Raw genomic sequence first — 23,353 nt, 5'->3', positions numbered from 1 at the left:
TCCGCTCAGGCGTTTTCCAGCACGATGCCTTCGATGATGTTCGCGACGTCCTCGCACTTGTCGGTGATCTCTTCGAGCAGCTCGTAGATCGCCTTCAGCTTGATGAGCGTCTTCACGTCGTCTTCCTCGCGGAACAGCTTCGACATCGCCGCACGCAGCACGCGGTCGGCTTCCGATTCCCAGCGGTCGATTTCCTCGCATTGCTTGAGGATCTGCGCCGATTGTTTCATGTCGGACAGCAATCCGACGGCCTGCTGCACGTGCTGCGCCGACTGGGTGACGATGTGCGCGAGCTGGCTCGCCTCGGACGTGACGGACTGCACGTCGTACAGCGACACGGCCGTCGCGACGTCTTCCATCAGGTCGAGGATGTCGTCCATCGTCGTGATCAGCTTGTGGATCTCGTCGCGATCGAGCGGCGTGATGAAGGTCTTGTGCAGCAGATCGATCGCCTCGTGCGTGAGCTTGTCGGCGGCCTTCTCGGCGATTTGCACGTTTTGCTTGTGAATCTCGGCGTCGGCGAGATTGTCGATCAGCAGTTCGAGCTCGCGGCCACCGGAAACGATGTGCTTCGCGTGCGAGTTGAAGAGTTCAAAGAACTTGCCCTCGGTGGGCATGAATCGACCGAACATGGGATTCCTGAGAGATTGTCAAACTACTGTCACGAAAACGGGCGACATTGTACCGGTTCCGGTCGCGACGCGACGTGCGCATATGCGCACGCCGGGATTGGATACAACATTTGGCGAAATAGGTGTTTACAACCGGCTTTACTCGCCGTAGAAGGTCTGCGCCCCGGCAAAATTGTCGAACTTCGTGTATTGCCCCAGGAACGTGAGCCGAACGGGCCCGATCGGGCCGTTACGCTGCTTGCCGATGATGATTTCGGCCGTCCCCTTGTCAGGGCTGTCGGGATTGTAGACCTCATCGCGGTAAATGAACAGGATCACGTCCGCATCCTGTTCGATTGCGCCCGATTCGCGCAAATCCGACATCACCGGACGCTTGTTCGGGCGCTGTTCGAGGCCGCGGTTCAGCTGCGACAGCGCGATCACCGGCACGTCGAGCTCCTTCGCGAGGCTCTTCAGCGATCGCGAAATTTCCGAAATTTCGGTTGCCCGGTTCTCGCCCTGCGACGAACCCGACATCAGCTGCAGGTAGTCGACGATGATCAGGCCGAGCTTGCCGCATTGCCGCGCCAGACGCCGCGCGCGCGAGCGCAATTCCATCGGATTCAGGCCGCCCGTCTCGTCGATGAAGAGCTGCGCCTCGCTCATCTTCTGCACCGCGTGCGTCAGTTTCGGCCAGTCCTCGTCCGTCAGGCGGCCCGTACGCATCCGGTGCTGGTCGAGCCGGCCGATCGAGCCGAGCATACGCATCACGAGCTGGGTGCCCGGCATTTCCATCGAGAACACCGCGACCGGCAACCCGTACTCGACCGCGACGTATTCGCCGATGTTCATCGAGAACGCGGTCTTACCCATCGACGGGCGCCCCGCGACGATGATCAGCTCGCCGCCGTGCATCCCGGACGTCATCCGGTCGAGGTCGACGAAGCCGGTCGGCGTGCCGGTGACGTCGCTCGGGTTCGCGGTGTGGTACAGCGTGTCGATGCGCTCGACCACCTGCGTGAGCAGCGGGCCGATCTCGAGGAAGCCCTGGTTGCCGCGCGCGCCCTCCTCGGCGATCGAGAACACCTTCGATTCGGCTTCGTCGAGCAGTTGGCGGACTTCCTTGCCCTGCGGATTGAACGCGTCGGCCGAGATCTCGTCGGCGACCGACACGAGCCGGCGCAGCACCGCGCGGTCACGCACGATTTCCGCATAGCGGCGGATGTTCGCCGCGCTCGGCGTGTTCTGCGCGAGCGCGTTCAGGTATGCGAGCCCGCCGACATCGTCGGCCTTGCCGGACGTGGTCAGCGCTTCGTACACGGTCACGACGTCGGCCGGGCGCGTCGACGCGATCAGACGGCCGATGTGCTCGTAGATGATCCGGTGGTCGTAGCGGTAGAAGTCGCCCTGCGACAGGAAGTCGGCAATCCGGTCCCATGCCGCGTTGTCGAGCAACAGGCCGCCGAGCACCGACTGTTCGGCTTCGACCGAATGCGGCGGGACTTTCAGCGATTCGATTTGGGGATCTTGCGGCGCGTTCATGGGTTGGGATTATCGCGAATAGATGGCGGCAGCGCTACCACCGCTTGCCCGCGATCGGGCAATAAAAAAGGCAGGCCCCGGTTGCCCGGGCGCCTGCCCTTGTCCGGACGGCGGAAGCCGCCCGGCAAGCTTGCATACGCTTACGCGTGGTCGCCGATCACGTTGATCGTGACGTCGACGACGACGTCCGTGTGCAGCGCGACCTGGACGTTGTGCTCGCCGATCATCTTCAGCGGGCCTTCCGGCATGCGCACTTGCAGCTTCTCGACTTCGTAGCCTGCCTTCTTCAGCAGTTCCGCGACGTCGCCGTTCGTGACCGAGCCGAACAGACGGCCGTCGACGCCCGACTTCTGCGTGATTTCGAACGACTGGCCGTTCAGCTTCTCGCCGACTGCCTGCGATGCGGCCAGCTTTTCAGCGGCGATCTTTTCGAGTTCAGCGCGGCGCACTTCGAATTCGGCGATCGCTTCCTTCGTTGCGCGGCGAGCCTTGCGGTTCGGGATCAGGAAGTTGCGAGCGTAACCGTCCTTGACCTTGACGATATCGCCGAGGTTACCCAGATTGGCGACTTTTTCCAACAGAATGATTTGCATTCGAATTCTCCTTATTGCGTCGCCTGATTACGCCTTGTGCTGATCGGTGTACGGCAGCAGCGCGAGGAAACGCGCACGCTTGATGGCCGTATCCAGCTGACGCTGATAGTGCGCCTTCGTACCCGTCAGACGAGCCGGCGTGATCTTGCCGTTTTCGCCGATGAAGTCCTTCAGCGTTTCCGTGTCCTTGTAGTCGATCTGCTCGACGCCTGCAGCCGTGAAACGGCAGAACTTCTTGCGCTTGAAGAGCGGGTTTTGTTGCTGACGACGCTTGTCGAATTTCTTACCAGTCGGGCGGGGCATGATTTCAGTCCTTTCCAATGTCCTGCAATGCTGTGATGTGAAACACCAAGGTTCTCGCGTTGCGGCTTTTCTTGGCCAGGAAGCCCGTGAACAGCGTTTCGACGCCCATTTCACGGCTTTCCAGCTTGCCGCTCGCCTCACCGGCCGCCACCGCCTCGATCGTCATTTCGACCTGACGGGGAATGCCTGCTTCGACGACTTCCGTGCGGTGATGCAACGTGGCGCTTGCGATCGGAACACCTGCCGGCGTATATCGCACCGGTGCGCGTTCGACGACGCTCGCCGTCAATTGCAACCTGTTCACGTGAGTGGCGCGCTCCTTGATGGCTTAATGAGTGACGAACTTAAGCCTGCGCTTCGGCCGGCTGAGCTGCAGCCGCCTTCTTGGCTTCTTCGCGCTGAACTTCCTTCATCATCGGCGACGGGCCGGTTTCGGCCTTCTTCATCTTGACGATGAGGTGGCGCAGCACGGCGTCGTTGAACTTGAACGCGTGTTCGAGTTCGTCGAGCGTCGTCTGGTCGCACTCGATGTTCATGCAGACGTAGTGAGCCTTCGCGAGTTTCTCGATCATGTAGGCCAGTTGGCGACGGCCCCAGTCTTCGACACGGTGGATCTGGCCGCCGTGCGACGTGATCGTGGACTTGTAACGCTCGATCATCGCGGGCACTTGCTCGCTTTGATCGGGGTGCACGATGAATACGATTTCGTAATGACGCATTACACACTCCTTGTGGATTAAAGCCACCCGGGCGTCTGAACCGGTGTGGCAAGTGAGAAGCCGAAGATTTTAACCCGGTTACGGAGCGCATGCAAGGCCAATCGACGATGCGCGGACGGATTCGGCCGTATTTTCAAAGACTTGAGCGCGTATGTCGGGCAAGCGGCCGCCGCTCGGCCCTTCTGCAGTCGGGGTCGGAGCGCAAGCACGCCGGTCCCGCGGCCGCAACGGTCACTCGTTATGCGTGCCGGCAAGTCGCGCGTCGAGCGCCGTCCGGAACGCCGCCAGCGCCGACGGCTCGGCGTCGGTCACGGCCCACCACGTCATCCCGGCCGCGTTCCAGCGGTCGAGCGCATAGCCCTGCGACACGGTCGTGTACGGGGCCGCCGGCCGCTCCCCGGCCGGCTGCACGTAGACGTCGACCACGTGCTGCCGGTGGCGGTAGACGAGCACCGCGACGCGGCGCCGCCCGACGTAGTCGAGCCGGCCGCCGACCAGCGCGAAGCCGCTCGCCGCGAGATCCTCGACCGGCGGCGCATAGTCGAGCCGGCCGTTGAACCACGGCTTGACCGTGTGCCGGTCGGTCGAGATCACGTCGATGTCGCGCGCCGACAGGTCGGCCCGCACGTGGCTCGCGACCAGTTCGTCGACCGTACGGGCGGTGTCGGCGTGGCGGGCCGACCATGCCATTCCGCCCGCCGCCGCGAGCGCCATCAGCAACGCGACGCCCCAGCCGAGGCCCGGCAGCGCGGCCACGCGCGGGCCGGTGCCGGTCGATACCGGGCGTGCCGCCCCGCCCCGCCCGGTCAGCCACGCGAACCAGTCGCGCCCGCGCGGCCGCCGGGGCGGCGGTGGCGGGGACTCCGGTCGCGGCTCGGCCCGCGACGGCGCATCGGCACGCGCGTCGGCCGCTGCCGGCAGGCTCGCGAGGAGGCTTGCCCGCAGCGCGTCCGGCGCGCGGTGATAATCGGCCTGCCGCACGGCCTGCACCAGCGTGACGATCCGCGCGCGTTCGCGGCGGCACGCATCGCACCCGTCGACATGCTGCTGGACCCGCAACGCATCGGGCGCCGACAGCTCGCGGTCGACGTCCGCGTCCAGCAACGCTCGCGCTTCGTTACAGTCCATCGATAGCCTCCGATGCGGTTCCGCCCGCCGGCGCACGGCCCGGCCGGCCTTCGGTCGCCGGCGCGGGCGCGCCGCCCAGCAGCGCGGCGAGCTTGCGCCGGCCGCGCGCGAGCCGCGACATCACCGTGCCGACCGGCACGTCCACGATCGCCGCGATCTCGCGGTAGCTCAGGTCCTCCATCTCGCGCAGCACGAGCACCTCGCGGTGTTCGGCCGGCAGCTTCGCGAGCGCCGCATTCACGAGCCGCACGTTCTCGCCGCGCAGCAGGTGCGCGAGCGGGTCCTCCGTCGCCGGCTGCCAGTCGTCCGGGACGTCGGCGTCGTCGAGCGTGTCGGGCAGCGCGACCTCGTGCGCCTGCGTGCGCCGCCGCCACTCGGTGTACCAGGTGTGGCGCACGATCGTCAGCAGCCACGGCCGCGCGTTGTCGCCGCGACACGAATCGACGAAGCGCAGCGCGCGCATGCACGCGTCCTGCACGACGTCGTCCGCATCGCCGGCGCTGCCGCTCAGCCAGCGCGCGAGGTTGTACGCGGCGTCGAGATGCGGCAGCACGAGCGCGCGAAACCGCTCGCCGCGCGCGCGCGCATCGTCCGCCGCCCGGTCATCGACCGCCTGTCCGGCTTGCCCCACATGGCCTCCCTGGTCCCGGCGGCCGACGCCGCGCCCGTTCCGCGCACGGCACCCGGACAAACCGGCAACGTGCGCGCTCGATGACCTTACCGCTGCTGCGTCGAGTTTATTCCCGCGCCGTGCGCATGAAGCGTAAAAAATCGCCGGACGGCCCATCCGGCCGCCCGTTACGGCGTGGTGCTCCAGTAACCGGGGCGCGCGTACGCGGCGCGCAGATAGTCGATGAAATAGCGCACGCGCGCCGGCACGTAGCGCTGCTGCGGGTAGACCGCGAGGATGTCGTAGTCGGGCAGCGCGTATTCGTCGAGTACGGTCTCGAGCTCGCCCGTTTCGAGCTGCGCGGCGATTTCCCACGTCGAACGCCAGCCGAGCCCGAGCCCCTCGGCCACCCAGCGGTGCAGCAGCTCGCCGTCGTTGCAGTCGAGATTGCCGGTCACGCGCATCGTCGCGATCTTGCCGTGACGCTGGAAGTACCAGCCGCGGTTCTGCCCGCCCTGCAGGTTGAACGCCAGGCAGTTGTGCTTCAGCAGGTCGTCGAGCGACTTCGGCCGCCCGTGCTTGCGGAAATAGTCGGGCGTGCCGCACACGACGCGCCGGTTCGACGCGAGCTTCACCGCGACGAAGTTCGGATCGACCGCGCCGCCGATCCGGATCGACAGGTCGTAGCCTTCGCGCACGAGATCGACGACACGGTCGGTCAGGTTGAACGACAGCTGCATCTCCGGCTTGTCGGCCAGGAAGCCGGGCGCGTGCGGCGCGACGTGCTTGCGCCCGAACGCGGCCGGCGCCGACACGATCAGGTGCCCGCTGACCGCGCGCCGGCCGGCGGCCAGCTCGTTCTCGGCCTGATCCCATTCGGACAGCAGCCCGCGGCAGCGCTCGAGGAACGCGGCGCCCTCCTCGCTGACGACCAGCCGCCGCGTCGAGCGGTACATCAGCTTCACGCCGAGGCGTTTCTCCAGCGCGTCGATGCGCCGCCCGAGCACCACCGGCGACACGCCCTCCTCGAGCGCCGCCGCCGCGAGGCTGCCCGCGTCCGCGACCCGCACGAACGTCTCGATCTGCTTGAAGCGATCCATCTCCCGTCTCCGTCTCCGTTCCGACACCGGCGGGAAGCCCCGTCCGGCCGTCATTCCATACTTTTAGTTTCGAAATAAGCGACTTCGGCTGATCTTATCAAACCTTTCCTGCATCCCTAAAGTGTCCTCAACAGACCGATTCGCAAGATTCCACTATCCAAGGAGACATTCATGGCCAAGATGAGAGCCGTCGACGCAGCCGTACTCGTGCTCGAGAAGGAAGGCATCCAGACCGCGTTCGGCGTGCCGGGCGCAGCGATCAACCCGTTCTACTCGGCCATGCGCAAGTCGGGCGGCATCAGCCACGTGCTGGCGCGCCACGTCGAAGGCGCGTCGCACATGGCCGAAGGCTTCACGCGTGCGGCACCGGGCAACATCGGCGTGTGCATCGGCACGTCGGGCCCCGCCGGCACCGACATGATCACCGGCCTCTACTCCGCGTCCGCCGATTCGATTCCGATCCTCGCGATCACCGGCCAGGCACCGCGCGCGCGCCTCTACAAGGAAGACTTCCAGGCCGTCGACATCGAATCGATCGCGAAGCCGGTCACGAAGTGGGCCGTCACCGTGCGCGAACCGGCGCTCGTGCCGCGGGTGTTCCAGCAGGCATTCCACCTGATGCGCTCGGGCCGTCCGGGCCCGGTGCTGGTCGACCTGCCGATCGACGTGCAGCTCGCCGAAATCGAATTCGACATCGACACGTACGAACCGCTGCCGGTCTACAAGCCCGCGGCCACCCGTGCGCAGATCGAGAAGGCGCTCACGATGCTCAACGACGCGGACAAGCCGCTGATCGTGTCGGGCGGCGGCGTGCTCAACGCGGCGGCCGAAGACCTGCTCGTACAGTTCGCCGAAACGGTCGGCGTGCCGGTGATCCCGACGCTGATGTCGTGGGGCGCGATTGCCGACGACCACCCGCTGATGGCCGGCATGGTCGGTCTGCAGACGTCGCACCGCTACGGCAACGCGACGATGCTCGCATCGGATTTCGTGCTCGGCATCGGCAACCGCTGGGCGAACCGCCACACGGGCAGCGTCGAGGTCTACACGAAGGGCCGCAAGTTCGTGCACGTCGACATCGAACCGACGCAGATCGGCCGCGTGTTCGGCCCGGATCTCGGCATCGTGTCCGACGCGAAGGCCGCACTCGAGCTGTTCGTCGCGGTCGCGCAGGAATGGAAGGCCGCCGGCAAGCTGAAGGACCGCAGCGCGTGGGTCGCCGACTGCCAGGAACGCAAGCGCACGCTGCAGCGCAAGACGCACTTCGACAACGTGCCGGTCAAGCCGCAGCGCGTGTACGAAGAGATGAACAAGGTGTTCGGCCGCGATACCTGCTACGTCAGCACGATCGGCCTGTCGCAGATCGCCGCCGCACAGTTCCTGCACGTGTTCAAGGCACGCAACTGGATCAACTGCGGTCAGGCCGGCCCGCTCGGCTGGACGATCCCCGCCGCGCTCGGCGTGCGTGCGGCCGATCCGAGCCGCCCGATCGTCGCGCTGTCCGGCGACTACGACTTCCAGTTCATGATCGAGGAACTGGCGGCCGGCGCGCAATTCAAGCTGCCGTACGTGCACGTCGTCGTGAATAACTCGTACCTCGGGCTGATCCGCCAGGCGCAGCGCGCGTTCGACATGGACTACTGCGTGCAGCTCGCGTTCGACAACGTGAACGCGCCGGAACTGAACGGTTATGGCGTCGACCACGTGGCCGTCGCGGAAGGCCTCGGCTGCAAGGCGCTGCGCGTGTTCAAGCCGGAAGAGATCGAGCCGGCGCTGCGCCAGGCGCAGACGCTCGCGGAAGAGTTCAGCGTGCCGGTGGTCGTCGAAGTGATCCTCGAGCGCGTGACGAACATCTCGATGGGCACCGAAATCGATGCGATCAACGAATTCGAGGATCTCGCCGAAAAGGCCGAGCATGCCCCGACCGCGATCTCGATGCTCGACTGACCTGCAAGACTTTTTTGACTGACCGACCGAAGAGGCTTAGCTCATGCCGAAGTTTGCTGCAAACCTGACCATGCTGTTCAACGAAGTGCCGTTCCTCGACCGCTTCAAGGCGGCCGCGGACGCGGGCTTCGACGCCGTCGAGTTCCTGTTCCCGTACCCGTATGCGAAAGAGGAACTCGCCGAACGGCTCGAGACCAACCGTCTGCGCCTCGTGCTGCACAACCTGCCCGCCGGCAACTGGGATCAGGGCGAGCGCGGCATCGCGTGCCTGCCCGATCGCGTCGGCGAATTCCAGGAAGGCGTCGGCCGCGCGATCGAGTATGCGAAGGCGCTGAAGGTGCCGCAGCTGAACTGCCTCGTCGGCATCCCGTCGGCGAGCACGGCACGCGACAAGACGTTCGTCACGATCGTCGACAACCTGCGCTTCGCGGCCGACGCGCTCAAGCGTGAAGGCATCCGCCTGCTCGTCGAGCCGTGCAACAGCTTCGACATCCCGGGCTTCGCGCTGAACCGCTCGTCGGAAGGGCTCGACGTGATCCGCGCGGTCGGCTCGGACAACCTGTTCCTGCAGTACGACATCTATCACATGCAACGCATGGAAGGCGAACTGGCCGCGACGATCGAACGCAACCTCGCATCGATCGGCCACGTCCAGCTCGCGGACAACCCGGGCCGCAACGAGCCGGGCACCGGCGAGATCAACTATGCGTTCCTGTTCGCGCTGCTCGACCGGCTCGGCTATGCCGGCTACGTCGGCTGCGAATACAAGCCCCGTACCACCACGACGGAAGGCCTCGGCTGGCTGCAAAGCGTGGCCGGCTGCGCACCGGCCTCGGCGCGTCGCGCCGCCTGAGTCGCGCCCTTTCCGTTTTCAGCCCTATAGGAGACTTTCACATGGCAACCATCGGTTTCATCGGCCTCGGCATCATGGGCGCGCACATGGCGCGCAACCTGCTCAAGGGCGATCATCAACTCGTCGTGAACGGCGCGTTCCCGATCCCGGACGACCTGCGCGGCAGCGCGAAGGTCGTCGCGAACTCCACCGAAGTCGCGCAGCACGCCGACATCATCATCTCGATGGTGCCGGACACGCCGGACGTACGTAACGTGCTGTTCGCCGACGACGGCGTCGCGAAGGGCCTGACGGCCGGCAAGCTCGTGATCGACATGAGCTCGATCTCGCCGCTCGACACGCAGGCATTCGCGAAGCAGATCAACGCGCTCGGCTGCGACTACCTCGACGCGCCGGTGTCCGGCGGCGAAGTCGGCGCACGCGAAGCGACGCTGACGATCATGGTCGGCGGCCCGGAGAAGGCATTCGAGCGCGCGAAGCCGCTGTTCGAGAAGATGGGCAAGAACATCACGCTCGTCGGCGACAACGGCGCGGGCCAGACCTGCAAGGTCGCGAACCAGATCATCGTCGCGCTGAACATCGAGGCGGTCGGCGAGGCGCTGCTGTTCGCCGCCCGTTCGGGCGCCGATCCGGAGCGCGTGCGCCAGGCGCTGATGGGCGGCTTCGCCGCGTCGCGCATCCTCGAAGTGCACGGTGCGCGCATGACCAAGCGCACGTTCGATCCGGGCTTCCGCATCGAGCTGCACCAGAAGGACCTGAACCTCGCGCTCGACGGCGCGCGCAAGCTCGGCCTCGCGCTGCCGCACACCGCGAGCGCGCAGCAGTTGTTCAGCGTGTGCGCGTCGCACGGCGGCAAGGCATGGGATCACTCGGCACTCGTGCGCGCGCTCGAGATCATGTCGAACTTCGAGATCGGCCAGACGCCGGCCGCGTAACGCGGATGCCGCAACGCGCGTTTGTGCTGCGATGGCGCAGGCGCGCGACGAATACACGTGACTCGGCCGCGGCCGGTCGCATCGATGCGCGCCGCACGCGCGCATCACGGTGGGGCGCCCCGCCCTGCATCGCCAACGGCATGCGGGACGGGGCGAAAAACGCCGCTCTGGGCTGAGAGCGGCGTGGTGGGGTCCGCAGCGGCACCCGGCGGCGCCGGGGAAGCCTTGGTCGGTCAGACGTCGTCGTCGGGTGTCCGCCTGTCGGATTTCGCGTATTACATTTCTTTACGTTCGAGCGTGCGATTTTTCATGCAATCGTCGCGTTGAACGCCTACACTTTCGCCACGCCTTTCGAGAAAACCGCCGCGCTTGCGCGCCCTTCCGGGCCCGCCCCCAGCGCGGTGTTTTTTTCGCCACTTCACGGCGCGTTTTCTTTTCAACCACCTAAGGAGTGCAACGATGGGTCTTCTTTCGTTTATCAAGGAGGCGGGTGAAAAACTGCTGGGTCACGCCGATGCACAGGCAGCGGAAGATCCGAATGCCGCGAACCAGACTGCGGCCGATGCCATCAAGAACTACATCAGCTCGCAAGGCCTCGACACGTCGAACCTGACCGTCGCGTTCGACGGCGCATCGCGCACCGTCACGCTGTCGGGCAGCGTCGCCGATCTCGACACGAAGGCGAAGGTCAAGGTCGCGGCCGGCAACGTGCAGGGTGTCGCGGGCGTCAACGACGACGATCTGCAGCCGGACGATCCGGAAGTGCAGTACCACGACGTGAAGCCGGGCGACACGCTGTCGGCGATCGCCAAGGAAGTGTATGGCGACGCGAACAAGTATCCGGTGATCTTCGAGGCGAACAAGCCGATGCTGTCGAGCCCGGACCGGATCTACCCGGGCCAGAAGCTCGTGATTCCGCCGCAGTCCTGAGCGTTCGCGCAGCACTGACGCAAAAAATGGCAGGCCATTGGCCTGCCATTTTTTTATGCACGCTGCACGACGTCCGCGCGGCGACCGTCGGTCACAGCGTATCGAACGCGCGCTGCAGGGCGTCGCGATCGTGGATGCCGTTCGCGAGCGCGAGCATCAGCAGCACGCGCGCCTTGAACGGGTGCAGCGAGCCCGCGCTCACGAAACCGAGCGCATCGTCGCTCGCGGCGCCGTTGCGCATCACGTGCCCCGAACCCACGCGCGACGCGCGGACCACCGCCACGCCCGCGTTCACCGCATCGGCGAGCGCCGCCTGCAGCGTCGCATGGATCGAGCCATTGCCGGTACCCGCGACGACGAGGCCGCGCACGCCGGCCGCGACGAGCGCGTCGACGGCCGTGCGCGTCACGCCCGCATAGCTCGCGACGACTTCGACCAGCGGCCAGCTCGCCGCGATCGCCAGTTGCGTGTCGCGGGTACGCGTGACGCGGCGCGCGAATTCGACGCGGCCGTCCTGCACCCAGCCGAGCGCACCGAGCTCCGGCGACTGGAACGCGTCGACCGCATAAGTGCTCGTCTTGACGACATCGCGCGCGCCGTGGATCCGGTTGTTGAACGCGACCAGCACGCCCTGCCCGCGCGCGGCCGGATGGGCGGCCACCGTCACCGCGTTCAGCAGGTTCAGCGGGCCGTCGGACGACAGCGCGGTTGCCGGCCGCATCGCGGCCGTCAGCACGACCGGCTTGTCGCCTTTCACGACCAGATGCAGCGCATACGCGGTCTCCTCGAGCGTATCGGTGCCGTGGGTGATCACGATGCCGTCGATCGCCGGGTCGGCCATCAGCGCGTCGATCCGCGCGGCGAGCGTGTTCCACAGCGGCAGCGCGAGATCCTTGCTGTCGATGCTGGCGACCTGCTCCGCGTCGATGCGCGCGACGGACGCGAGCGCCGGCACGGCGTCGACCAGGAAACTGACGCCGAGCGCGCCGGCCTGGTAGCCGGCCGTGCTGGCCGCGTCGGGCGCGGCGCCGGCGATCGTGCCGCCGGTGGCGAGGACGGCGATGCGCGGCAGCGCCGGCGCGGACGAAGGGGATGCGGTGTTCGGTGTATTCATGGCCGCGATTGTAATGGCTCGCGGCCGCGAGCCGGCGGGTTCCGGCGCGGCAGCCGGCCGTTGCCGGCGCGCGTCATGGTTTGTCCCGATCCCCGCGCCGCACGCGCCGTCAACGGCCGTGGCGTCCGCAACGTTATAGGAAGTGCCGTTTTGGTGTTTTCACATTGATTTGCCATAATCGGAACGCGTGGTGCGATGTGGCCCTGTCCTCATCGCGTCGTGCGTCGTGACGGCGTCGATCACGCGCAATTCACCCCATGGGAGTGTCGAAATGAAAATCCAATCGCTCGTAGCCGCAGTGCTTCTCGGCGGCATGCTGGCTTCCCCCGCATTCGCGGCGAACAGCCAGCAGGACAAGATGAAGGCCTGTAACACGCAGGCAGCCGGCAAGACGGGCGACGAACGCAAGGCGTTCATGAAGGACTGCCTGTCGGCGAAGCCCGCAAAGGCAATGACGCAGCAGGAGAAGATGAAGGCATGCAACACGCAGGCCACCGGCAAGAAGGGTGACGATCGCAAGGCGTTCATGAAGAGCTGCCTGAGCAACCAGCCGGCCGCCTGAGTCCCGGCGCTCCCGTCCCGAATGCCGCGCCCCGCTTCGGCGGGCGCGGCATTTTCGTTTTCGTTGCACGCGCATCGACGTGCGCCATTCGGCCTTTCCCGCCCCGTTTTTCCGGCCCGCCGTCACGACGCCGCCACATGGTGCGGCAATTCGCCGCGTTTTCTTCTATGATGGCTGCAACGCGGCCCACCCAAGACCAAGAAGCGCCATCGGGCCGCCCTCGAGACGGACGCGCACGCGCGTCAAACGGAGGCTTTGGATGGCATGGAGACAACACCGCTGGTTCCGCCGCTGGCTGATCGTGATCGTGTTCTGGGCGGTGCCCGTCGCGATCATCGCCGTGCGCGAGATCCGCGAGGAAATGGCCTATAACAAGGCGGACCTGCAGCTCGCGCTGACCACCTGGCAGCTCACCGATGCGCAGCAGGCCGCCGGCGCCGCCGCGAAGTGCCACGGGGATCCTGACGACGCGCGCGCGGCCGGCTGCCCGGCCGACGTGCTCGCCGCCAACGCGCCGCGCCAGCAGGCGGCCCGCGACGAATACGTGGTGCGCCGCAATACGCTCGCCGGCTACCTGTGGCATGCGTTCGTCGGCTACTGGGTCGTCCCGGCCGCGTTCCTGTTCGCCTGCGGCGTCGTGATCGCGCTGATCCGCCGCGCGCTGCGCCGCCCGCCGATCAAGCCGCCCGTTCCGCCTGTCACGCACTGACCCCGACACGCGCCGCGGGCGCCGCCGCCCCCCGCTCGACCACTGCGTTCCCCGCATGCCGCCCCCGCGCGAAGCGCGCCTGGCGCTCGGGCGCCGCTCCGTCCGTTGGCGCGCCGCGACACCCTCGCGCGATTTGACGCTTTTTCACGTGGCAACGAAAAGAGGCCGTAATCCGCTGTGATATAACTGCCGACGTGATCCGCTCCTTGAGCGAGACTCACTCCGAACATCATCCGATGGAGAACAACGATGCAAAAACGGAATCTTGTGCTGAAAGCCGCCGCTGCGCTCATCGTCGGTAGCCTCGCGCTCACCGGTTGCACCACCACCCCGGACAAGCCGGACAACGCCGCGACCAACGCGTCGAAGCGTCAGTCGATCGACGCGAGCGTCGACGCGACGCTGTCGCGCATGTACTCCACGGTCAAGGGCTCGCGCGAGCTCGTCGCGAAATCGCGCGGCGTGCTGGTGTTCCCCGAAGTGATCCAGGCCGGCTTCATCGTCGGCGGCCAGTCCGGCAATGGCGCGCTGCGCGTCGGCGGCAGCACGGTCGGCTACTACAACACGTCGTCGCTGTCGGTCGGCCTGCAGGCCGGCGCGCAGTCGAAGGCGATCGTGTTCCTGTTCATGACGCAGCAGGCGCTCGACGAATTCCGCGGCTCGGACGGCTGGGCAGCCGGCGCCGGCGCATCGGTCGCGCTCGTGAAGATGGGCGCGAACGGCGCGGTCGACTCCAACACGGCTACCGCGCCGATCCAGGTCGTCGTGCTGACCAACGCCGGCCTGATGGGCGACGTGTCGATCAACGGCACCAAGGTCACCAAGCTCAAGATCTGACGTTGACGCACTGCCCGCGCGTGCCGCGCGCGGGTCATGCGCAAACGGCGATGTCCTTGCGGGCATCGCCGTTTTTTTATCCGCCGGCGCGGCGCCGGGTCGGTCGGACTGCTCGGGCCGTTCAGGCCGCTCAGGTCGTCGAATCGATCACCTTGAAGCGCGAGCGCTTCTGCGCGCGGATCACCGACTGGTACACGTCGACGTACTGCTGCGCCATCCGGCGCGACGTGAAGCGCTCCTCGAAACGCTGCCGCACGCGCGCACGCGGCAGCAGGTGCAGCCGGTTCACGGCGGCCACCGCGCTGATTTCGTCCTCGACGATGAAACCGGACACGCCCTCGTCCACCACTTCGGGCACCGCGCCGCGGTTGAACGCGATCACCGGCGTGCCGCACGACATCGCCTCGATCATCACCAGGCCGAACGGCTCCGGCCAGTCGATCGGAAACAGCAGCGCATGCGCACCCGACAGGAATTCGGCCTTCTCGTGATCGGCGATCTCGCCGATGTATTCGACGTGCGGCAACGCGAAAAGCGGCTTGATCTCGCGGTCGAAGTATTCCTGGTCAGCCGCGTCGATCTTCGCGGCGATCCGGATTGGCAACCCGCACTGGCGGGCGATGCGGATCGCGGTATCGACGCGTTTTTCCGGCGAGATGCGGCCGAGGAACGCGAGATAGCGCGGCTCGACGGGCTGCGGCATGTACAGCGTATCGGGCAGCCCGTGATAGACGGTCGTCAGCCATTTCGCCTGCGGCAACGGCTGGCGCTGCGAATTGGAAATCGAGATCACCGGCGCCGTGTTGAACGTGTCGAACACCGGTTGCTGCTCGGGCAGGTCGAGCCGGCCGTGCAGCGTCGTCACGTAAGGCGTTTCCTGCCGGTTGAAGACCGAGAACGAGTAGTAGTCCATGTGGAAATGGAGCACGTCGAAATCCTTCGCGCGGCGCGCGACCGTCTCCATCAGCAGCATGTGCGGCGCGACCCGGTCGCGGATCGACGAATCGAGCCGCAGCGCGCGCGGCCACACGGGCTCGAGCTTCGCCCGCGTCGTCGAATCGCCGCTCGCGAACAGCGTCACGTCGTGGCCGAGGTCGACGAGCGCCTCGGTGATGTAGGACACGACGCGCTCCGTGCCGCCGTACAGCTTCGGCGGCACGGATTCGGTCAGCGGGGCGATCTGGGCAATTCTCATGGTCCACGTCTCCTGTGTCCTGTCCGTTGCGGTACGGCCGGCGGAGTCCGCGCTTGCGCGCGCCCCGCCCTGCGTCCATGCCGCGCCGGCCGGCATGGCGCCAACCGGATATCTCATTATTATTCGCGATCCCGATGAGCGGAACCGCAGGTCTTGCATTTTTTGGGGGTTGTTACAGACCGGATACATTCGACCGATCGGGCTCGCCGCGTCGCTCGGGCCCGGCTGGCGCGGATTCGGCGCGGCCGGGCGTCGAACACATGCCAACGATCGCGATCAGGCCGTCAACGCGACGGCCACTTCCATGCCGGCAGGTCGCGCGAGTCGGCATCGACGAGCGCGGTCGCGCCGAGCTGCTTGTCGAGCACCAGCGATTCGCAGCCCGCCTCGCGCTCGAGCGTCGCGATGAGCCGCGCCGCGTGCGACACGACCAGCACCTGCGAGCGCTGGGCGGCCTGCGCGATCAGGCGGCCGAGCGCCGGCAGCAGATCGGGATGCAGGCTCGTCTCCGGTTCGTTCAGCACCATCAGCGCCGGCGGCCGAGGCGTCAGCAGCGCGGCCGCGAGCAGCAGGTAGCGCAGCGTGCCGTCGGACAGCTCGGCCGCCGCCAGCGGCCGCAGCAGCCCCGGCTGGCGCATCAGCACGTCGAAGCGGCCACGGCCGCCCGGGTTGTCGATCTCCACCGACGCGCCGGGAAACGCGTCGTCGATCGCCGCATCGAGCGCCGCCGCGTCGCCGATTTCGCGGATCGTCTGCAGCGCGGCGGCGAGGTCGGCCCCGTCGTCCGCGAGCACCGGCGTATGGGTGCCGATGTGCGACTGGCGCGCCGGCGCCTGCGCATCGGTCCGGAAATGGTCGTAAAAGCGCCACGAGCGGATCCGTTCGCGTACCGCGATCATCTCGGGCGCGCCGGTCGGATCGGCGAACTCGGTCATCATGCTGTCGAAGCTCGCGACCGGCTGCGGAATCGTCTGCCAGTCGCCCGATGCGGTACGCACGCGGATCTGCGCGCCCTGCCGGTCGACCAGCAGCGTGGACGGGCGCAGCAACGCGCCGCCCCAGACGCATTCGCGCTTGACCACCGGATCGAGCGCAAACTGCGAACTGCTCGGCAGCGGCAGGCCCAGATCGATCGAGTAGCCGAAATCGTCGCACGCAAAGCCGAGCTTCAGGCTCACCGGGCCCTTGCGCACCGTGCCCGTCACCGGCACGTCGCCGGCCAGCATCGCGCGCGAGAAACGCTCGGGGCCGGCCCACAACGTCGACGGCAAGCCACCCTCGCGGGCGAGCGACGGGATCACGCGGCCCTGCGCGGTGTCGGCGAGCAGCCGCAGCGCGCGGTACACGCTCGACTTGCCGCTGCCGTTCGGCCCCGTGACGACGTTGAGCGCCGCGAGCGGCACGATCAGCTCGCGCAGCGAGCGGTAATTGGCGATGGCGAGCGTCTTCAGCGCGGTCATGGAATTGGGCGACGGGGAATGGCAGGCAGGCGCCGGGCCGCGTTCAGCGGCCGTCGACGGCCTGCGGATCGGCCGCGGTGTTGGCCGCCGTGCTGGCCGCAGGCGACCGCGCGTGCGGCCGCTCGGGATTCGGCGCATCGGGCGCGGATTCGTGCGGATACAGCTCCATCCGGCTGCGCGGCAGGCATTGCGGATAACGGTCCTGCAGATAGGCGATCAATCCTTCGCGCACGCGGCAGCGCAGGTCCCAGCACGACGACGAATCGGCCGCGCTGACGAGCGCGCGCAACTGCATCGTGCGCTCCGTCGCGTCGGTCACCTGCAGCACCTGCACGCGGCCGTCCCATTCCGGCGCCGCGTGGACGAGCCGCGCGAGCTCCTCGCGCAGCGGCGCGAGCGGCGTACGGTAATCGACCGACAGGTAGACCGTGCCGATGATCTCCGCGCTGCTGCGCGTCCAGTTCGTGAACGGGTTCTCGATGATCCACTGCAGCGGCACGACGAGGCGCCGCTGGTCCCACAGCCGCACCGACACGAACGAACCGGTGATTTCCTCGATGCGCCCCCACTCGCCCTGGATCACGACCACGTCGTCGAGCCGGATCGGCTGCGTGAGCGCGATCTGCAACCCGGCAATCAGGTTGCCCAGCACCGGCCGCGCGGCGATACCGGCGACCAGCCCCGCGACACCGGCCGATGCCAGCAGGCTCGCGCCGATCTGGCGCACGTTCGGAAACGTCATCAGCGCGGCGCCGGTACCGATGATCACGATCAGCACCATCACGGTCCGTACGAGCACCTTGGCCTGCGTATGGACGCGTCGCGCGTGGAGGTTGTCGGCCGTATCGATCGGATGGGCCTGGATGATCGCGTCGCCGACGCCGGCCGCGAGCCGCACCAGCAGCCACGTGAGCGACACGATCGAGCCGACCGCCGCCGCGGTGCGCATGCCGCGCACGAACGACATGCCGTCGTCGGCCTGGACCCACACGAATTCGAGCGCCAGCAACGCCAGCACGACGAGCGACGGCTTGTCGATGTAGCGCAGGATCGCGCTCATCAGCGGATACGGCTGCGCGATGCGCTTGACGATGCGTGCGCCGAGGCGGTGCACGACCGTGACGACCAGTATCACGATGACCGACACGACCAGCGTGCCGAGCCACGAATGCAACGGCGCATCGGCGATGCGCTGCAGTTCCTCGATTGAAATCATCGGCGCCCTCGAGTGATGAAGCGCGCAGGCTTCGTCCTGGATGCGTCGGCGACGTCCGGGCCACGCACGCGCCCGGACACGGCGTCAGATCAGTTGCCGCTCCTGCAGGGAAACGCCTTGCCGAGACCGAGCGACACCGCGGTGCTCGCGTTGTAGTCGGCCAGCTTCGGATTTTCGGCGATGTACTTGCGCACCGCGTCCGTCATCTGTTGCGCCCGGATGTCGGGCGGCAGGCAGAAGTACTGGCCGACGCGCGGCCCCGTGGTGCCGCCGATCGCATCGATCGTGTTGTAGACGCCGTCGGCGGCGCCTTCGATATAGGCCGCGCACGACGCCCGCGACTTGACGTCCGTCTTCGCGCACAGCCGGTCGAGATCCGCGCCCGTGAAAGCCGCCGCCGACAACGGCACGGCAAACGCCGCGGCACAAAACATTGCGCGCAACATGGTGTTCCTTATGTCAATGCGGCCGGTGACCGCCTGCTGCGTTGGCCGGTGCGTCGCCGGCTGCCCTGCCGCGGCCGGAAGCCGGCCGGGCGGACAGGCGGCGCCGCACCAAAAACCGTTATTTTGCACTCTTTTGTGCATCTGCCGGCGTCGACGCACCGATACGCGTCGTCCGCTTGCTCAGGATCTCGATCGCGTCCGGCGCGTTGTAGTGCTTCGCGAATTCGAGCGCGGTGATGCCGAGCTGGTTCTTCACCTGCGGATCGGCACCCTGGTCGAGCAGCAGCGTGACCGTCGACGCATGGTTGCCGCGCGCGGCCATCATCAGCGGCGTCGTGCCGTTCGGCGATGCGGTATCGATGTACGCGTCGTGGTCGAGCAGCACCTTGACGACCGCGTCCTGGCCGTTGGTCGCCGCGTAGTGCAGCGGCGCCCAGCCCTTCTTGCTGACTTCCGCGCCCTTGTCGATCAGCAGCTTGACGAGGCCGAGGTCGCCGTTCAGCGACGCGAGCATCAGCGCGTTTTCGCCGGCCTTGTCTTCCTTTTCGAGATCGACGTTCGGCGTCGTCGCGATCGCGGCCGCGACCTTGTCGGACTTCTCGCGCGCGGCGATCACGAGGATCGGGTCGCCGTTCGGCGCGAGCGTGTTCGGATCGAGCTTGCCGCTCTTGAGCTGCTTGCCGATATCGGCGATGTCGTCGAACTTGACGGCCTTGACGATCGCGTCGAGCGACTCGGCATGCGCGCCGGCGGCGGCGAACAGCCCGCTCGCGACGAATGCGGCCGCAACGAGTGCGCGTTTGGGCAGATGGTTGGTCGGCTTCGTCATTGTTGTGGGCTCCTTCCCTGGGTTGTCGGCTGCGCGCCCGTCGTTAGCGGGCGATCCTGAACAGCCGGAAAAAGTTCTGCGTCGTCGCATCCGCGAGCGCCTCGACGGCGATCCCGCGCTCGGATGCGATAAAGCGTCCGACATGGCTGACGTACGCAGGTTCATTCGGCTTGCCGCGATACGGCACCGGCGCGAGGTACGGCGAGTCGGTCTCGATCAGCAGCCGGTCGAGCGGCACGCGCCGCGCGACGTCCTGCACGTCGGTCGCGTTCTTGAACGTGACGATGCCCGACAGCGAGATATGGAAGTTCTGCGCGAGCGCCTGCTCGGCGACCGGCCACGGCTCTGTGAAGCAGTGCATCACGCCGCCCGGCACGTCCGCGCGCTCCTCGGCCATGATCCGCAGCGTGTCTTCCGACGACGAACGCGTATGGATGATCAGCGGCTTCATCGTCGCGGTCGCCGCGCGGATGTGCGTGCGAAAGCGGTCGCGCTGCCATTCCATGTCGGCGATCGAGCGGCCTTCGAGACGGTAATAGTCGAGGCCGGTTTCGCCGATCGCGACGACCTTCGGGTGCGCGGCCAGCTCGACGAGCTCCGCGAGCGCCGGCTCGCGCATGTCCTCGTGATCGGGATGCACGCCGACCGACGCGTACACGTTGTCGTGCGCTTCGGCGATCGCGAGCACGTCGGGCAGCGTCTCCAAATCGACCGACACGCACAGCGCGTGGGTGACGTCGTGCTCGCGCATGTTCTCGAGAACGGCCGGCAGGCGGTCGGCCAGGCCCTTGAAGTTGATGTGGCAGTGAGAGTCGACGAACATCGTGTTTCCTGAATACGTGAGACGGACGCTCATGCGCCCGCCGGCATGCGGCAGCGGGCGACGTGGGCGGGCCGGCCGGCCACGGTCGCGCCGTCGCGTGACCCGTTCATCGTTTCGCAACCCATCGGAAACAATGCCGGATCAAGCAAACATTTCCCGATAGCCGAGAAACAATTCCTCGAATACGAGCCGCGCGTTGAGCGGATGGTTCTCGACGGTCCGCTGCCGCGTCACGGCTTTCATGAAGCGGGCGAATGCGTTCGCGTCGACCGCTTCCGCGCAGCGCGCCAGGGCCGCCGCGTGCATCGGGAAGTAGCGCGGCGCGCCGGCCATCCGCTGCGCGAGCACATCGTACAGCCAGCGTTGCAGCCAGCCGAGCACCAGCGGCACCGGCAGCTTCTGCAGCGTCTCGCCGCACGCGAACGGGTCGCAGGCCGCCCCGGCGGCCAGTTGCCCCAACGTGTAGTCGCGCAGCGGACGATTCTCGTCGCTCGCGAGCGCCAGCGCGGCGAGCGGCGCGCCGCCGGCTTCCGCAAGCAGCGCGCTGGCCTGGTCGACGCCCTGCGCCGCCAGCCACGCGGCGGCGGCCTCCGGTGCCGGCACGGTCATCGGCCACTGGCGGCAGCGGCTGATGATGGTCGGCAACAGGCGGTCGATGCGCGCCGACACGAGCAGGAACACGACGCCGGCCGGCGGCTCCTCCAGCGTTTTCAGCAGCGCGTTCGACGCGGCGACGTTGAGCGCTTCCGCCGGATACAGCGCGACGACGCGCGCGCCGCCGCGGTGCGAGCCGACCCCGCAGAAGTCGAGCAGCGCGCGCACCTGCTCGATCTTGATTTCCTTGCTCGGCGCCCGGGTCTTCTTGCCGCCTTCGTCCGCGTCGGCCGGCTTCGCGTCGTCCGCGGCGCCCGGCGCCTCGCCCGCCAGCGCCTCGGGCAGCACGATCCGGTAGTCCGGGTGGTTGCCCTGCGAGAACCAGTTGCAGGCCGCGCAGGCGCCGCACGGCTCGCCGTTCGGCTGCGGCGATTCGCACAGGAAACCCTGCGCGAGATGCTGCGCGAACTGCAGCTTGCCGATCCCGGCCTGACCGTGCAGCAGCAACGCATGCGGCCATTGCGCGCGCAGTTGCTGCAGGCGGTTCCAGTCGTCGGTTTGCCACGGATAGATCATGGGGTGCGTCCTTGCGGGTTACAGCGCGGCGAGCACGCGTTCGAGCTGCTGGCGAATCTCGGGAATCGATCGCGTCGCGTCGACGATCGCGAAGCGGTGCGGCGCCTCTTCCGCGCGCCGCAGGTATTCGGCACGCGTACGCGAGAAGAACGCGTCGGACTCGCTTTCGAACTTGTCCGGCATGCGCGCGGCCCCGCGACGCTCGCTCGCGACCTGCGGCGCGACGTCGAACAGCACCGTGAGGTCGGGCTGGAAACCGCCCTGCACCCAGCGCTCGAGCGTCTCGAGCTTGTCGCGCGGCAGCCCGCGGCCGCCGCCCTGGTACGCGAAGGTCGCGTCGGTGAAGCGGTCGGACACGACCCAGTCGCCGCGCGCGAGCGCCGGCTCGATCACGAGCGCGAGGTGCTCGCGCCGCGCGGCGAACATCAGCAGCGCTTCCGTCTCGAGATCCATCGGCTGGTTCAGCAGGATCTCGCGCAGTTTCTCGCCGAGCTGCGTGCCGCCCGGCTCGCGGGTCACGACGACCTGCCGGCCGGCCGCAGCCAGCCGGCCCTGAAGGCGTTCGCAGAACCATGCCAGGTGGGTGGTCTTGCCCGCCCCGTCGATGCCCTCGAACGTGATGAATTTACCGCTCGCCATTATTGACCTCGTATGTATTTGTCCACGGCCTTGTTGTGGTCGCCGAGCGTGTCCGAGAACACGCTCGTGCCGTCGCCCTTCGCGACGAAATAGAGCGCGCTCGTCGGGGCCGGATTGATCGCCGCCTGCAGTGCGGCGACGCCCGGCAACGCGATCGGCGTGGGCGGCAGCCCGCGTCGGGTGTAGGTATTGTAAGGAGTGTCGGCCTGCAGGTCGCGCTTGCGCAGCCGGCCGTCGTACGCGTCGCCGAGCCCGTAGATCACGGACGGATCGGTCTGCAGCGGCATGCCGATGCGCAGCCGGTTCGCGAACACGGCCGCGACGAACGCGCGGTCGGCCGCGTGGCCGGTTTCTTTCTCGACGATCGACGCGATCGTCAGCATCTCGTAAGGCGTCTTGTACGGCAGCCCCGGCGTGCGCGCGGCCCATGCCTCGTCGATGCGCGTCTGCATCAGGCGATAGGCGCGCCGGTAGATGTTCAGGTCGCTCGTGCCCTTGTCGAACAGGTAGGTATCGGGGAAGAACAGCCCCTCGCCGCTGCCGCGCTGCACCACGCCGTCCGGCGCGCCGATCGCGCGCAGCAGCTCGGCGTCGCTCATGCCGGCCGTCGCGTGCGCCAGATCGGGATTCGCGTCGAGCTCCGCGCGCATCCGCTTGAAGGTCCAGCCCTCGATGACCGTCGCGACGTATTCGTTCACGTCGCCGCGCGCGATCTTCTGCAGCACGTCGTACGGCGTGATGCCGGTCTTGAATTCGTAATTGCCCGATTTGAGCCGGCTCGACAGCCCGAGCAAGCGCGTCATCGCGACGAAGGCGAACGGCTCGACCGGCACGCCGCCGCGCTTGAGCTGCAGCGCGACGCTCTTCACGCTGCTGCGCGGCTTGATCGTGACGTCGAGCGATGCCGAGCCCAGCAACAGCGGCCGGGTCGCCCAGTAATACCCGCCGCCCGCGCCGGCAGCGGCCACAACGACGGCCAGCGCCACGATCGTCGCGGCGCATTTCTTCAGTAGGGACATGGAAACGTGACTCAGGTAAGACCCATATAATACTTGCTCGCCTTCGTCAAAGTCAGGGTTGAC

Annotated in this window: 26 protein-coding genes; 7 read left to right on the top strand and 19 right to left on the bottom strand. The window is 67.2% G+C overall.

From position 1 onward, the window contains the following. Nucleotides 1-5: 5 nt before the first annotated feature. The 9 genes from H0X91_RS05640 to H0X91_RS05600 all read right to left on the bottom strand — a co-directional run bounded on the left by H0X91_RS05640 (nucleotide 6) and on the right by H0X91_RS05600 (nucleotide 6,606). A complete protein-coding gene (locus H0X91_RS05640; protein WP_006486252.1) occupies nucleotides 6-632 on the bottom strand; it encodes a DUF47 domain-containing protein in 627 nt (208 codons plus the stop codon). A 138-nt stretch (nucleotides 633-770) separates the two neighbouring features. Beyond that, the gene (locus H0X91_RS05635; RefSeq protein WP_006486249.1) at nucleotides 771-2,153 is read right to left on the bottom strand and encodes a replicative DNA helicase; all 1,383 of its coding nucleotides are present in this window, start codon (nucleotides 2,151-2,153) and stop codon (nucleotides 771-773) included. 140 nt (nucleotides 2,154-2,293) lie between these two features. Further along, nucleotides 2,294-2,746, bottom strand: a complete 453-nt coding sequence (gene rplI, locus H0X91_RS05630) for a 50S ribosomal protein L9 (protein ID WP_006486256.1) — start codon at nucleotides 2,744-2,746, stop codon at nucleotides 2,294-2,296. A gap of 27 nt (nucleotides 2,747-2,773) precedes the next feature. Then, the gene (rpsR, locus tag H0X91_RS05625; RefSeq protein ID WP_006486248.1) at nucleotides 2,774-3,049 is read right to left on the bottom strand and encodes a 30S ribosomal protein S18; all 276 of its coding nucleotides are present in this window, start codon (nucleotides 3,047-3,049) and stop codon (nucleotides 2,774-2,776) included. 4 nt (nucleotides 3,050-3,053) lie between these two features. Then, a complete protein-coding gene (gene priB / locus H0X91_RS05620) occupies nucleotides 3,054-3,353 on the bottom strand; it encodes a primosomal replication protein N (protein ID WP_006486250.1) in 300 nt (99 codons plus the stop codon). Between the two features lie 40 nt (nucleotides 3,354-3,393). Then, the gene (gene rpsF, locus H0X91_RS05615) at nucleotides 3,394-3,768 is read right to left on the bottom strand and encodes a 30S ribosomal protein S6 (RefSeq protein WP_006486255.1); all 375 of its coding nucleotides are present in this window, start codon (nucleotides 3,766-3,768) and stop codon (nucleotides 3,394-3,396) included. A gap of 231 nt (nucleotides 3,769-3,999) precedes the next feature. After that, nucleotides 4,000-4,896, bottom strand: a complete 897-nt coding sequence (locus tag H0X91_RS05610; RefSeq protein WP_062884486.1) for an anti-sigma factor family protein — start codon at nucleotides 4,894-4,896, stop codon at nucleotides 4,000-4,002. Beyond that, nucleotides 4,886-5,527: an RNA polymerase sigma factor gene (locus tag H0X91_RS05605; protein ID WP_062884485.1), complete on the bottom strand. Its 642-nt coding sequence runs from the start codon at nucleotides 5,525-5,527 to the stop codon at nucleotides 4,886-4,888. The genes H0X91_RS05610 and H0X91_RS05605 overlap by 11 nt, the downstream gene beginning before the upstream one ends. Before the next feature lie 167 nt (nucleotides 5,528-5,694). Next, nucleotides 5,695-6,606 carry a LysR family transcriptional regulator gene (locus tag H0X91_RS05600; protein ID WP_006496376.1) on the bottom strand — a complete coding sequence of 304 codons (912 nt, stop codon included), beginning with the start codon at nucleotides 6,604-6,606 and terminating at the stop codon, nucleotides 5,695-5,697. A gap of 171 nt (nucleotides 6,607-6,777) precedes the next feature. Here H0X91_RS05600 and gcl point away from each other — a divergent pair, with 171 nt between their 5' ends. The 4 genes from gcl to lysM all read left to right on the top strand — a co-directional run bounded on the left by gcl (nucleotide 6,778) and on the right by lysM (nucleotide 11,271). Next, nucleotides 6,778-8,553, top strand: coding sequence for a glyoxylate carboligase (gene gcl / locus H0X91_RS05595; protein ID WP_006485953.1), 1,776 nt, complete (start codon nucleotides 6,778-6,780; stop codon nucleotides 8,551-8,553). Between the two features lie 43 nt (nucleotides 8,554-8,596). Continuing rightward, the gene (hyi, locus tag H0X91_RS05590; protein ID WP_006485952.1) at nucleotides 8,597-9,406 is read left to right on the top strand and encodes a hydroxypyruvate isomerase; all 810 of its coding nucleotides are present in this window, start codon (nucleotides 8,597-8,599) and stop codon (nucleotides 9,404-9,406) included. Between the two features lie 41 nt (nucleotides 9,407-9,447). Further along, a complete protein-coding gene (locus H0X91_RS05585; RefSeq protein WP_006485940.1) occupies nucleotides 9,448-10,341 on the top strand; it encodes a 2-hydroxy-3-oxopropionate reductase in 894 nt (297 codons plus the stop codon). Between the two features lie 459 nt (nucleotides 10,342-10,800). Continuing rightward, nucleotides 10,801-11,271 carry a peptidoglycan-binding protein LysM gene (gene lysM, locus H0X91_RS05580; protein WP_006478617.1) on the top strand — a complete coding sequence of 157 codons (471 nt, stop codon included), beginning with the start codon at nucleotides 10,801-10,803 and terminating at the stop codon, nucleotides 11,269-11,271. A 91-nt stretch (nucleotides 11,272-11,362) separates the two neighbouring features. Here the strand turns inward: lysM and H0X91_RS05575 are convergent, their stop codons facing one another. Next, nucleotides 11,363-12,385: an asparaginase gene (locus tag H0X91_RS05575; RefSeq protein WP_069353271.1), complete on the bottom strand. Its 1,023-nt coding sequence runs from the start codon at nucleotides 12,383-12,385 to the stop codon at nucleotides 11,363-11,365. A 271-nt stretch (nucleotides 12,386-12,656) separates the two neighbouring features. On the opposite strand from H0X91_RS05575, the gene H0X91_RS05570 reads away from it, so the two are divergent. The 3 genes from H0X91_RS05570 to H0X91_RS05560 all read left to right on the top strand — a co-directional run bounded on the left by H0X91_RS05570 (nucleotide 12,657) and on the right by H0X91_RS05560 (nucleotide 14,493). Further along, complete coding sequence (locus tag H0X91_RS05570; protein WP_011549641.1) at nucleotides 12,657-12,947, top strand: PsiF family protein; 291 nt, start codon at nucleotides 12,657-12,659, stop codon at nucleotides 12,945-12,947. Nucleotides 12,948-13,206: 259 nt separating this feature from the next. Beyond that, nucleotides 13,207-13,656 (top strand): membrane protein, encoded by a 450-nt coding sequence (locus tag H0X91_RS05565; RefSeq protein ID WP_006485938.1) that lies wholly within the window; start codon nucleotides 13,207-13,209, stop codon nucleotides 13,654-13,656. A 249-nt stretch (nucleotides 13,657-13,905) separates the two neighbouring features. Then, nucleotides 13,906-14,493: a BPSL1445 family SYLF domain-containing lipoprotein gene (locus H0X91_RS05560; RefSeq protein WP_006496373.1), complete on the top strand. Its 588-nt coding sequence runs from the start codon at nucleotides 13,906-13,908 to the stop codon at nucleotides 14,491-14,493. A gap of 130 nt (nucleotides 14,494-14,623) precedes the next feature. On the opposite strand, the gene H0X91_RS05555 is transcribed toward H0X91_RS05560, so the two are convergent. The 9 genes from H0X91_RS05555 to mltG form a co-directional block, all read right to left on the bottom strand. Beyond that, complete coding sequence (locus H0X91_RS05555; RefSeq protein ID WP_006485945.1) at nucleotides 14,624-15,688, bottom strand: glycosyltransferase family 4 protein; 1,065 nt, start codon at nucleotides 15,686-15,688, stop codon at nucleotides 14,624-14,626. Nucleotides 15,689-15,972: 284 nt separating this feature from the next. Next, complete coding sequence (locus H0X91_RS05550) at nucleotides 15,973-17,148, bottom strand: AAA family ATPase (protein WP_034201629.1); 1,176 nt, start codon at nucleotides 17,146-17,148, stop codon at nucleotides 15,973-15,975. A gap of 43 nt (nucleotides 17,149-17,191) precedes the next feature. Continuing rightward, nucleotides 17,192-18,364 carry a mechanosensitive ion channel family protein gene (locus tag H0X91_RS05545; RefSeq protein WP_006485950.1) on the bottom strand — a complete coding sequence of 391 codons (1,173 nt, stop codon included), beginning with the start codon at nucleotides 18,362-18,364 and terminating at the stop codon, nucleotides 17,192-17,194. Between the two features lie 89 nt (nucleotides 18,365-18,453). Then, nucleotides 18,454-18,810 (bottom strand): Rap1a/Tai family immunity protein, encoded by a 357-nt coding sequence (locus tag H0X91_RS05540; RefSeq protein WP_006485939.1) that lies wholly within the window; start codon nucleotides 18,808-18,810, stop codon nucleotides 18,454-18,456. A 118-nt stretch (nucleotides 18,811-18,928) separates the two neighbouring features. After that, nucleotides 18,929-19,639: an ankyrin repeat domain-containing protein gene (locus H0X91_RS05535; protein ID WP_006485954.1), complete on the bottom strand. Its 711-nt coding sequence runs from the start codon at nucleotides 19,637-19,639 to the stop codon at nucleotides 18,929-18,931. Nucleotides 19,640-19,682: 43 nt separating this feature from the next. After that, nucleotides 19,683-20,462 (bottom strand): TatD family hydrolase, encoded by a 780-nt coding sequence (locus H0X91_RS05530; protein WP_062884483.1) that lies wholly within the window; start codon nucleotides 20,460-20,462, stop codon nucleotides 19,683-19,685. A gap of 141 nt (nucleotides 20,463-20,603) precedes the next feature. Further along, nucleotides 20,604-21,632: a DNA polymerase III subunit delta' gene (locus tag H0X91_RS05525; RefSeq protein WP_196432872.1), complete on the bottom strand. Its 1,029-nt coding sequence runs from the start codon at nucleotides 21,630-21,632 to the stop codon at nucleotides 20,604-20,606. Nucleotides 21,633-21,650: 18 nt separating this feature from the next. After that, nucleotides 21,651-22,271 (bottom strand): dTMP kinase, encoded by a 621-nt coding sequence (gene tmk / locus H0X91_RS05520; protein ID WP_006483888.1) that lies wholly within the window; start codon nucleotides 22,269-22,271, stop codon nucleotides 21,651-21,653. Further along, the gene (gene mltG / locus H0X91_RS05515) at nucleotides 22,271-23,290 is read right to left on the bottom strand and encodes an endolytic transglycosylase MltG (protein WP_058901536.1); all 1,020 of its coding nucleotides are present in this window, start codon (nucleotides 23,288-23,290) and stop codon (nucleotides 22,271-22,273) included. The genes tmk and mltG overlap by 1 nt, the downstream gene beginning before the upstream one ends. Between the last annotated feature and the right edge of the window lie 63 nt (nucleotides 23,291-23,353).

The sequence above is a fragment of the Burkholderia sp. 9777_1386 genome, assembly GCF_015712265.1.
GTDB classification, from domain to species: Bacteria; Pseudomonadota; Gammaproteobacteria; order Burkholderiales; family Burkholderiaceae; genus Burkholderia; species Burkholderia cenocepacia.
This window is presented reverse-complemented; position numbering and strand designations above follow the sequence as displayed.